This is a genomic window from Paractinoplanes aksuensis (assembly GCF_024137025.1).
Taxonomy (GTDB): Bacteria; Actinomycetota; Actinomycetes; order Mycobacteriales; family Micromonosporaceae; genus Actinoplanes; species Actinoplanes aksuensis.
The window spans coordinates 34,196-44,665 of sequence record NZ_JAMYJR010000005.1; the positions used below are offsets into that span (position 1 = coordinate 34,196).

The window sequence follows — 10,470 nt, forward strand, 5'->3', positions numbered from 1 at the left end:
GCCTCGCCGCCTCGGGCTTTCGCCAGGCCTGCCTTGGCCGAGCGTGGCGGGCTGAGCTTTAGCGCGATCTGAAGCTGCGGCGGTAGCTGTGCGGGCTTGTGCCGACGACGCGCTTGAAGCGGTCGCGGAAGGCGGTCGGTGAGCCGAAGCCGACCTGCGAGCCGATCCGGTCGACAGCGTGGGTGGTCGTCTCGAGCAGGTGCTGAGCGCGGCGGATGCGGGCCAGGTGCAACCACTGCAGCGGCGTGGTGCCGGTCTGCTCACGGAAGCGCCGATTCAGCGTACGAGTGCTCATCCCGGCCCGGCCCGCGATCGCCTCCAGCGTCAGGTCGCGCCCGGCATTGTCGTCGAGCCAGCGCAGCAACGGTTCCAGCTCCGAGCCGCGGGGCGCCGGCGGCTGCTCGGGCACGATGAACTGGGCCTGGCCACCCTCCCGCTCCAGCGGCATCACCGACAGCCGGGCCGCCTGCGCCGCCACGACCGAACCATGATCGCGGCGGAGCAGGTGCAGACAGAGGTCGAGCCCCGCCGCCGCACCGGCCGAGGTGAGGAACTGCCCCTCGTCGACGTACAGAACGCCCGGGTCGAGCTCGACCGCCGGGAACATCGCCCGGAACTGATCGGCCCCGAGCCAGTGGGTGGTCGCCCGCCGCCCGTCGAGCAGCCCGGTCGCGGCCAGCACGAACGCGCCGGCACAGATCGACGCGATCCGGGCGCCGCGACTCGCGGCCGTCCGCAGTGCGGTCAAAACCTCTTCCGGTACGGGCCGGCCGGCGCCGTGGCACCCGGGCAGCACGATCGTGCCGGCGGTCTCGAGCGCCTCCAATCCGTGGTCAGCCCGCACGGTGAAGGCTTGAGCGCTGACCTCAGGCGTAGGAGCACACACGCGTACGTCGTAGGGCCGCGCGCCGTCAGGCAGGCGCACCCGCCCGAAGACTTCGAGCGGCGTAGCGAGGTCGAAGGCGACAACGTTGTCGAGCGCGAGCACGGCGACCTGATGCATGCCGGCAAGTCTATGGCGAAAATCCGTTGACCTATGGCATTCGAGCCACTTCCGGATCAAAAAGGGTGCCCATACGGTCGGTGACCGTGACAAAAGTGCTTCTCTCACTCCATGTGCTGGCGGCGATCGTGGCCATCGGCCCGGTCACCGTGGCGGCCAGCATGTTCCCCGCCGCCGTACGCCGGTCCGACCTCGACCAGATGCGCACCCTGAACCGCATCTGCCGCGTCTACGCCTTGGTCGGACTGACGGTTCCGGTGCTGGGCCTGGCCACCGGCGCCTCCCTGGGCGTGCTGACCGACGCCTGGCTACTCGTCTCGATCGTCCTGACCGTGTTGGCCGCGGTAGTGCTCGCCTACTCGATCCTGCCGGCCCAGGCCGCCGCCCTGTGGTCCCGAGACCCGGTGGACGCCACCCGCCTGGGCATGACCTCCGGCATCTTCAACCTGCTCTGGGCCACAGTCGTAGTCCTGATGATCGTCCGCCCCGGCTCAACAACAGGCGCGTGACAACGATGATGCTGCTACGCGTGGCCGCCCGCACAGAACTGATCTCCCTGCTCGCCCTGCTGGCAAACCTCGCCACAGTGCACGTCCCCTGGATCCCCACGCTGCTCGGCCCCCTGCACGGCTGCGCCTACCTACTGGTGATCGGCGCAACGGTGGCGGCCACCCACCGAACCCGCGCCCGCTTGCTCGCCGTGGTGCCAGGCATCGGTGGGTTGCTGGCGCTGCGATCGATACGCCTCGACCAGCTTCGCGCCAAAAATCTGCACGTTTGAACTGCAACCGATCAGACGCACGCACGAGTGCGCGTTTGAATGGCTCGCTGACCGCTGGGCTGCTCGTTTTCGACGCGCGAGTGCACGGGAGTGCGCGTTGCGATCCGAGGATGGTCGGAGGTTGGCGCTTTGAGCGCTGCGAACTGAGCGTTTGAGCGTGAGTGCTGCTTGTTTGTTGCGCGGTCATGGCGCGTACGTAATGGGGGGGTCTCGGAGTGACGCGCGTCGCCGGGCGGGGGTGATTCCTCAACCGGGCGTGGGGTTTGTCGATACGGAGCGTCATGGGTCGCCGTGGCCCGTGTTGACCGGAGGGAGCCCTACGTGGCCGACTCCGTGCCGGACCCGGGCAAGTTGCGCCGCGATCCCTTGCTGTTGACCTTCGTGGGCTGGACCGGGGTCGTGGCGCTGCTGTTCTTCCTGCTCGACGGGCATCCGGAATGGCAGGCGCGGGTGTTCTGGGCGGGTCAGCCGCCGATGGACGTGGCCCTCGCGATCTGCTCCTGGCGGGTGGCGCGGCTGGCCACCGGTGCGGTGCGGCGGTTCTGGCTGGTGCTCGCCGCGGTCGGCATGTTGTTCGCGATCGGGGACACCTGTCAGACAATCCTTACCTTCACCCCGGGCACCTGGACGACGACCGGCGGCTCGGTGCAGACCGTGTGCTTCGGCATCGGGCTGACCTCGGTGGTGGTGGCGATGCTGGCCCACCCGCATCCGACCCGGTCCGGGCGGGAACGTCTCGGTTTCTGGCTCGACTCGGCGACCGTGCTGGCGGCCGGTGGTGTCGTTGCGTGGTGTCTGCTGGCTACGCCCGGTGAGTATTCGCAGCCCCAGTTGCTGGCCGTGATCGCCGCGACGGGCGTGAGCATCACGGCCGCGTTCGCCGCGATCAAGATGATCCTCAGCGGCAACGCGCCCATGCACACGGCGGCCGCCATCCCCATGATCGGCTCAGCCGTCGTGATGAGCATCGGCCTGTTCCTCTCGCCGGAAACGGACACCGCGGTATCTCCGTTCGTCTACCTGGTGTGCTTCCTCCCCACCCTGCTGATCAACAGCGGTCCGCGCATCCAGCTGTTCCTGGCCGGCGCCGACCGTACGAACGCTTTCGGCCAGCGCCGTCGCAAGCCCTACAGCCTCCTGCCGTACGGGGCCATGGTCGTCGCCTTCGGTGCGTTGATCGTGGTGCTACCGGGTGGCGTGAACGCCCGGTTGTGGGGCGTGGTGGCCGGGCTCGTGCTGATCTGCGGCCTGGTCGCGGCCCGGCAGCTGGTGGCGTTCCACGACAACTCCGCGCTGATCGACCAGTTGCGCGAACACGAGATACGGCTGCGGCACCAGGCACACTTCGACGGATTGACCGGACTGGCCAACCGCACCCACTTCCACGACCAGGTCGCGCACGCCTTGTCCACACCGACAGCCAGGGTGTCGGTTTTGCTGGTCGACTTGGACGGCTTCAAGTCCGTGAACGACACGATGGGCCACGCGGCCGGCGACGCCCTGCTGTTGGCGGTGGCCGACCGTCTGCGCGCTTCGATCCGCGCCACCGACCTGCCCGCCCGCCTGGGCGGAGACGAATTCGCCGTGCTCCTGCCGGACTGCACCGCCGCCGAAGCCTCCCAAACGGCCGAACGCATCCTCGCGGCCCTGACCGTCCCCGAACAGATCGAAGGCATTCCCGTACGGGCCGCCGCGAGCATCGGCGTAGCCGACGCCACCCCCGGCTCCGACGTGACGTCCTTGCTGCGCGACGCCGACCTGGCCATGTACACCGCCAAGCGCCAGGGCACCAACACCTGGCTACGCCACGCCCCCGAAATGACTCACACCCCGAGCTGAAGCCGCCGCTTGCCGCGCTCCGGCTCGTTCTCAGCGGCAATTTCGCCACCGCTTTCCACATCGCTCGCCTCGTAGCGCCGCCCGCCCTCCCAAACACTCCGTCGCGCGAGCGGCGGTCTCGCGCTGCCTGTTGAAACAACGGTTGTCGTCGCACGCTGGTTGTTGCTCGCGCCGCCTGCTGCGGGCGCAACTGCTGCTCGCGCCGCTCATGTGCTCGCGCCTCCTGCTGCGGGCGTGCTGGCTGTCGCACGCGCCGCCTATGTGCCCACGCTGCTTGTTGCTCACGCTGCCTGTTGCGGGCGCCCGCTGCTGCTCGCGCCGCCTTGTGTCCGCGCCGCCTTTTACGCGCGACGCCTGTTGCGGGAGTTGTTTGCTGCACGTGCTACCTGGCGGGCGCTGCCTATGTGCTCGCGGTGCTCTTTGCATCGCGCCGACTGTGGACCGCGAACTCGGTTGCACTCGGTGTTTGCTGCTTACGTGGTTGTAGTGGGGGCAGGGTGTTCTGGGCGTAATGGTTAGGATCTTTTGCATGCCTGGTGATGTGGTTATTCCGGACAGCTACTCGGATCTGTGGGGGGCCGATCGGGGGCGGCAGAACGCTGCTTACGAGTCTCTGATGGCTACGACCGAGCAATCCGTGCCGTGGGCCGGGGCTGTGTGGGATGACGTCGTGGGGCATTTGGCTGATCGCGACAATCACAACCGGGCCATCGCGGGGCAGTTGCTTTGTAATTTGGCGGCGCATGAGTCCAGCGACCGGGTTCTGGGTGACCTGCCGGCCCTGATCGTGGTGACCAAGGATCCTCGGTTCGTCACGGCTCGGCACACGCTGCGGTCGCTTTGGAAGATCGGGTTGGCAGGGGAGAAGCAGCGGGCTGGGCTGCTCGAGACCCTCCGCGTGCGTTACCGCGACAGCTTTGATGAGAAGAACGGCACGCTCGTGCGTAGCGACCTCGTCGAGTCGTTGCGGCGGCTGCATGACGCGGTGCCCGACGAGGCCGTGAGCGAGCTTGCTCAGGAGTTCATCGCCGCTGAGCCGGAGGAGAAGTATCGCAAGAAGTACGCCAAGTTCTGGCGGTAGCGCGCAACAGGCTCGCGGCACCGAGGCGCACAGAATGGGGGTGGACGCGGCGACTCTCGTCGATCGTTCCCACGTGGGTCTTTGGCGTCGTAGGGCCGCTCGATCGATTCGTCCGATCGAAAGAGGGACGTAGGGTGGGGGTATGGGACAAGGATTGGTGCCATACCTGTGCTGCCCCGACGCCGCTTCGGCGATCGATTTTTATGTTTCCGTGTTCGGAGCGGTCGAAGTTCAACGCTGGACCGCCGACGACGGGCGGATCGGCCACGCCGAGTTGAGTCTGGCCGGCGAGACGTTGTTTCTCGCCGATGAGCATCCGGAGATCGGGGTCCGCGGTCCGCGGGCGTACGGTGGCACGCCGGTCGCCCTCGTGCTCAGCGTTCCCGACGCCGACCTGACCGTGGCCGCGGCCGTAAAGGCGGGGGCCACCGTCGAGCGGCCGGTGGTCGCGCAGGACGACGGGTCGCGGGCGGGGTGGATCTTCGATCCGTTCGGGCACCGGTGGAATCTGCACACGCCGGGCGACACGGCGACCGTCGAGCAGGTGCAGGATCGGGTCGGCGACAAATACACGATCACCGAGTGAGGGCGGCTTTACCTCCGGGGTAATCGACCGGCTTTCCGTGGGCGGGCACAGTCGGGGTATGACTGCTTACGCCTTGGCTCATCTGCGTACTCCGAGCACGCACGACGACATTTTTGTGTACATCGAGCAGATCCAGGACACCATGGATCCGTACGGTGGGAAGTTCCTCTCGCATGGGCCCGAAGTTGAGGTCATGGAGGGGGAGTGGCCTGGAACCGTGGTTCTGCTCGAGTTTCCCGACCTCCAAAAAGCGCGGGCATGGTACGCCTCGGACGCCTATCAGCGCATTCTGCCGCTGCGCACCCGGCACATCGAAGGGGACACGCTGATCTTCGCCGGGGTCGGCCCCGACTACGATTCGCGGGCCACGGCGGCCCTGCTCCGGGCCGCAGCAGCCTGAATCAGTCGATGGTGAGCAGCCCGTTGCTGAGCACGGCCGGCGTCAGATGGCGATAGCCGACCGAATCGAACAGCACCGACAATTCGTGGTCGTCGCGGGCCAGCAACAAACCGGAACCCCAGTATTTGTGGGTCACCCGGGTGCCGTCGCCGGTGGTCGGTGACCACGACGGGCCCGGGGGCGCTGCGGCCGCATCGTTGTCGCAATTGCCGCACGGGGCGGCGAAATGCTCGCCGAAATACGCCAGCAGCTCGGCCCGGCGGCACTGGGTGGTCTCCGCGTAGTGGCGGGCCGTGTCGATCTGGCTGGCCAGAATGGTCTGGCGGCGGTCGCCGGAGGCCAGCACGGCAGCGCGGGCCGAATGCGGCACAGGCACGCTGACTGTCACTTCGTCGTGGCCGGACGGGGTCAGGAAATGCCGCTCGATCAGCTCGGCCGCGACCCGCTGGGCGGCGGCGTGGCTGACCCCGGCCGCCTGGGCCACGTCGGCCAGCTTCACCTTTCCGCGGGCGGTTTCCAGCTGGTCGACCACGGCCGTCACCGTGTCGGCGGGCACCTTGGCGCGGGCCGCCAGCAGGCGCGGGATCCGCATGGCCCGGCTGTCGTGCACCAGCACCGCCACCCCGGGCCGGCCGTCGCGACCGGCCCGCCCCACCTCTTGGTAGTACTCGTCGAGACTGCCGGGAACGCCCGCGTGCACCACCGTACGGATATCGGGTTTGTCGATGCCCATGCCGAAGGCGCTGGTGGCGACGACGATGTCGAGCTCGCCGGCGAAGAAAGCGTCCTGGATGCGGCTGCGTTCGGCCGCCGGCACGCCGGCGTGATAGGCGGCCACCTTGTACGAATCCCGCCGCAACCGTTCGGCCAAATCCTCGCAATGGGCGTGGGTCAACGCATACACGAGCGCCGGCGTCTCGTGGGCGAGCATCACTTCGACCGTACGATCCTCGAGGGCCAGCGCCTCCGGCCGGTCGGGGCGGGTCAGGCGGGCCGACAGGGTCAGGTTCGGCCGGTCGAAGCCGGCCACGATGACCGTGGGATCGGTCATGCGCAACCGGCGGGTGATGTCGGCCTGCACGGGCGGGGCCGCGGTGGCGGTCAACGCGAGCACCGGCGGCCGCCCGAGCGAGTCGGCCACGTCGGCCAGCCGCAGATAGTCGGGGCGGAAGTCGTGGCCCCACTGGCTGATCAGGTGGGCCTCGTCGACCGCTATCAGCGTCACCGCACGCTTGCTGCCGCTGATAGCGCCAAGGGTCTCGTCGTTGGCCAGTTGCTCCGGGCCGAGCAGCACGAAGTCGGTCTCGCCGTCGCGCACGGCGGCCAGCGCCTCGACCCGTTCGGCGTGCCGCAGGCTCGAATTCAGCATGCGGGCCGCCACATCGCGGGCGGTGAGCGAGCGCAACTGGTCGCGTTGCAGAGCCACCAGCGGCGAGACGACGACCGTCAGACCGCCGCGGGCCAGGCCGGCCACCTGGTAGATCGCGCTCTTGCCGCTGCCGGTCGGCAGCACGGCCAGAGTGTCCCGGCCGGAGGCGGCCACGGTTGCGGTTTCTTCCTGTACGGGCCGGAGCGGGAATCCGAGCACCGACTCGGAGATGGCGTTGACGTCAGACACCCGGCAAGTGTGGCACCGGCAACTGGCCTGCACCCGATTGGCGCTTTCGTGGGGGCCGGGCGGGCCGATAGGAGGCTCGAACACCACAGACGGGGGACTGAGATGAACCACATCGCCGCATATATCCAAGCCATTCTGACCCGCGACGACGAGGGGGCCACCGCCGTCGAGTACGGGCTTCTGGTCTCGCTCGTGGCCGTCGTGATCATCGTCGGCGCCACCACGTTCGGTCAGCAGATCAGCGACCTGTTCGGGGCCGTGGCCGGCAAGATCAAGCTCCCGACCTGATGGCTGATGCGGGGGATGTCGGTATCGACCTCTTTCGCCACTACTCGGGGTTCTGTTTCGGCTGCCGTCCGTGAAACATGGCGTTCATGGCGGCGTCACATCCCCCGCCGCCGGTCCGACGATGGGAGGCAACGATGCCAGCCAATCGCGCGGTGGTCTACGAGGGCCCCGGCACGGTCGAGGTCCATGACATCGACTACCCGACGTACGAGCTGAAGGACGGCCCGGGCGTCAACAAACTCAACATCGGCCGCAAAGTGCCGCACGGCGCCATCCTCAAGACGGTCGCCACCAACATCTGCGGCAGCGACCAGCACATGGTGCGCGGGCGCACCACCGCTCCGCAGGGTCTCGTGCTCGGGCACGAAATCACCGGCGAGGTCGTCGACGTCGGTCCCGGCGTCGAGTTCATCAAGGTCGGCGACGTGTGCTCGGTGCCGTTCAACATCGCCTGCGGGCGCTGCCGCAACTGCAAGGAAGGCAAGACCGGCATCTGCCTGAACGTCAACCCCGACCGTCCCGGCTCGGCCTACGGGTACGTGGACATGGGCGGCTGGGTCGGCGGGCAGGCCGACTACGTGCTGGTGCCGTACGCCGACTGGAACCTGCTCAAGTTCCCCGACCGCGACCAGGCCATCGAGAAGGCGCTCGACCTGGCCATGCTGGCCGACATCTTCCCCACCGGCTACCACGGGTGCGTGTCCGCGGGCGTGACGAGCGGTTCCACCGTGTACATCGCCGGCGCGGGACCGGTCGGCCTGGCGGCGGCCACGTCCGCATGGCTGCTCGGCGCCTCGGTCGTCATCGTCGGCGACCTCAACGAGGAGCGCCTGGCCCAGGCCCGCAGCTTCGGCTGCGAGACCGTGAACGTGGCCCAGGGCGACCCGATCGAGCAGATCTCCCGGATCCTCGGCAACGACGCGTCGGCGATCGGCGAGCCGCTGGTCGACTCCGCGGTCGACGCGGTCGGCTTCGAGGCCCGCGGTCACGGCGAGAACGCCGACGTCGAACAGCCGGCGACGGTGCTGAACTCGTTGATGCAGCTGACCCGCGCGGGCGGCGCCATCGGCATCCCCGGCCTGTACGTCACCGGTGACCCGGGCGGCGTCGACGACGCGGCCAAGGTGGGATCGCTGTCGCTGCGCCTCGGGCTGGGCTGGGCCAAGTCGCACTCGTTCGTGACCGGCCAGTGCCCGGTCATGAAGTACAACCGCAACCTGATGATGGCCATCCTGCACGACCGGGTGCAGATCGCGAAGAACGTCAACGCCGTGGCCATCCCGCTCGAACAGGCCCCGCAGGGCTACCAGGAGTTCGACCAGGGTGCGGCCAAGAAGTACGTCCTCGACCCGCACGGCATGATCGGCAAGCGCTGATCCCGCTCTTCGTCCACGGCCCTCGCCCAGGCAACACGGGCGGGGGCCGCTGTTCGTGCCGGCGGTTATTCGGTACGCCGACCGCGAACCGGCCACGGGCCGGGTGATCCGGCTGGATGGCAGTGGCGTCGGCTCCCTGGCCTACGAAGCGCTCGTGCGGCTCAGCTCGGGCGGGACCACTGTGGCCGGCTCGGCGGAACGCAACGCGGCGGCGCACCGCGCGATGAACAGTCGCTGAGCGACCGGCACCAGGGGCCCCGCGAGCCGGGCAATCAGCAGTACGGGTTGCGAGCGCACGGTCACCTCGAAGCGCACGGCCCCGTCGGGTGCGAGCAGCACACTGAAACTCTCGTCCCCGGCGAACGTGTGCCCGGGCAAAGCGACATAGTGCATTGTCGTACGATCGGACTGTCGGACAACCTCGTCCACCACGCACGGTTCGGGCACGCGCAGCCGGCCGAACCCGAGCGACGAGAGCATGCGCAGACCGGGCGTGGCCGGGGGAGTGGCCGGGTCGACCCAGGCCCCCGAGCGGCGGTGCATGTCCCAGGTGAGCAACGCGGTCGAGGCCGCCTCGAAGCGGTCGCGGCCGGTGCCGATCCGGTGCGACCAGGTGTGCTGCGACCAGGACTGGTCACGCGTGGCCCAGGCCACGACGAGCGCGGTCAGGACGGCGGCCGCATTGAGCACGCCGTGGGTCAGCACCATCCAGGTCAGCCCGAGGTGGGGAATGTCGGTGACCTGCCCGGCCGCGTAGAGCAGGGCCAGCGCCATCGTCACCAGGCTGAGCGCGAACAGCCGGCGGGCACCCCGCCCGGCGTGGGTCGCGAGGGCCAGCCAGAGACCCGCGGTGAGCACACCGGCCCCGACCAGCTCGACGACGTCGCCCGGCGTGCCGCCGATGAGGAAGCCGATCCCCACCACCGCCACGCCGACCGGGGCCAGCAGGCGGTAGCGGGCCTTGGCCAGCGCCAGCAACAGAAGCGCGCCGAAGCCGGCCACGTGGAAGTGGGCCGCAGTCAACCCGAGAACGCCGGCCGCGAAGCCGAGCAGGGCCACCCCCGCTCGCTCGGCAGCGAGCCCCGCCGCAGCCACGGGCAGACAGGCCGCCGCGAAGGCCACCAGCCTTTCCCGCCGCAGCAACACCGGCACACCCAGGCAGGCCACCAGATAGGGCAGGCAGAGCAGCCCCGCGAGCACCCCACGCGGCAGCATGAGCGCGACCACGGCCGGCAACGCCACCACCGGCCACCACCGCGACAGCCGCCGCCCGCGATCGAGTGCACTGAGTCGTCGCTCGCCTGCCGCCAGGCCCGGCTGCTCTTCAGGGACGGCTCCGCCAGGGAGGCGCGTCCCCCGGTGGATATCGCCCACGCCTGCAGGCCACGCATCCAGGTTGCGGTTGCTTGCGCCGCGTGGCTGTGGTTCGTGGTTGCGGTTGCGGTTGCTTGCGCCGCGTGGCTGTGGTTCGTGGTTGCGGTTGCGGTTGCTTGCGCCG

General features: G+C 69.0%; 11 protein-coding genes. 8 read left to right on the forward strand and 3 right to left on the reverse strand.

The annotated features are described in order from the left end of the window. Positions 1 to 58 precede the first annotated feature (58 nt). A complete protein-coding gene (locus M1L60_RS07540) occupies positions 59 to 1,003 on the reverse strand; it encodes a GlxA family transcriptional regulator (protein WP_253236583.1) in 945 nt (314 codons plus the stop codon). An 86-nt stretch (positions 1,004 to 1,089) separates the two neighbouring features. Here M1L60_RS07540 and M1L60_RS07545 point away from each other — a divergent pair, with 86 nt between their 5' ends. The 6 genes from M1L60_RS07545 to M1L60_RS07570 all read left to right on the forward strand — a co-directional run bounded on the left by M1L60_RS07545 (position 1,090) and on the right by M1L60_RS07570 (position 5,690). Next, positions 1,090 to 1,512, forward strand: a complete 423-nt coding sequence (locus tag M1L60_RS07545) for a hypothetical protein (RefSeq protein ID WP_253236584.1) — start codon at positions 1,090 to 1,092, stop codon at positions 1,510 to 1,512. Positions 1,513 to 1,517: 5 nt separating this feature from the next. Further along, positions 1,518 to 1,784 (forward strand): DUF3817 domain-containing protein, encoded by a 267-nt coding sequence (locus M1L60_RS07550; RefSeq protein ID WP_253236595.1) that lies wholly within the window; start codon positions 1,518 to 1,520, stop codon positions 1,782 to 1,784. Positions 1,785 to 2,105: 321 nt separating this feature from the next. Then, entirely contained in the window at positions 2,106 to 3,623 is a 1,518-nt protein-coding gene (locus M1L60_RS07555) for a diguanylate cyclase domain-containing protein (RefSeq protein WP_253236585.1), read from the forward strand. Positions 3,624 to 4,152: 529 nt separating this feature from the next. Further along, complete coding sequence (locus M1L60_RS07560) at positions 4,153 to 4,704, forward strand: hypothetical protein (RefSeq protein WP_253236586.1); 552 nt, start codon at positions 4,153 to 4,155, stop codon at positions 4,702 to 4,704. Positions 4,705 to 4,846: 142 nt separating this feature from the next. Further along, a complete protein-coding gene (locus M1L60_RS07565; RefSeq protein ID WP_253236587.1) occupies positions 4,847 to 5,290 on the forward strand; it encodes a VOC family protein in 444 nt (147 codons plus the stop codon). A 58-nt stretch (positions 5,291 to 5,348) separates the two neighbouring features. Next, a complete protein-coding gene (locus M1L60_RS07570; RefSeq protein ID WP_253236588.1) occupies positions 5,349 to 5,690 on the forward strand; it encodes a DUF1330 domain-containing protein in 342 nt (113 codons plus the stop codon). A gap of 1 nt (position 5,691) precedes the next feature. On the opposite strand, the gene M1L60_RS07575 is transcribed toward M1L60_RS07570, so the two are convergent. Beyond that, entirely contained in the window at positions 5,692 to 7,308 is a 1,617-nt protein-coding gene (locus tag M1L60_RS07575) for a RecQ family ATP-dependent DNA helicase (RefSeq protein ID WP_253236589.1), read from the reverse strand. A 102-nt stretch (positions 7,309 to 7,410) separates the two neighbouring features. Between M1L60_RS07575 and M1L60_RS07580 the strand changes: the two genes are divergently transcribed. Both M1L60_RS07580 and fdhA read left to right on the forward strand, forming a co-directional pair. Next, a complete protein-coding gene (locus M1L60_RS07580; RefSeq protein ID WP_253236590.1) occupies positions 7,411 to 7,596 on the forward strand; it encodes a Flp family type IVb pilin in 186 nt (61 codons plus the stop codon). 134 nt (positions 7,597 to 7,730) lie between these two features. Continuing rightward, entirely contained in the window at positions 7,731 to 8,972 is a 1,242-nt protein-coding gene (fdhA, locus tag M1L60_RS07585; RefSeq protein ID WP_253236591.1) for a formaldehyde dehydrogenase, glutathione-independent, read from the forward strand. A 141-nt stretch (positions 8,973 to 9,113) separates the two neighbouring features. Here fdhA and M1L60_RS07590 read toward each other — a convergent pair whose 3' ends face one another. Beyond that, entirely contained in the window at positions 9,114 to 10,346 is a 1,233-nt protein-coding gene (locus M1L60_RS07590) for a YndJ family transporter (protein ID WP_308208435.1), read from the reverse strand. Between the last annotated feature and the right edge of the window lie 124 nt (positions 10,347 to 10,470).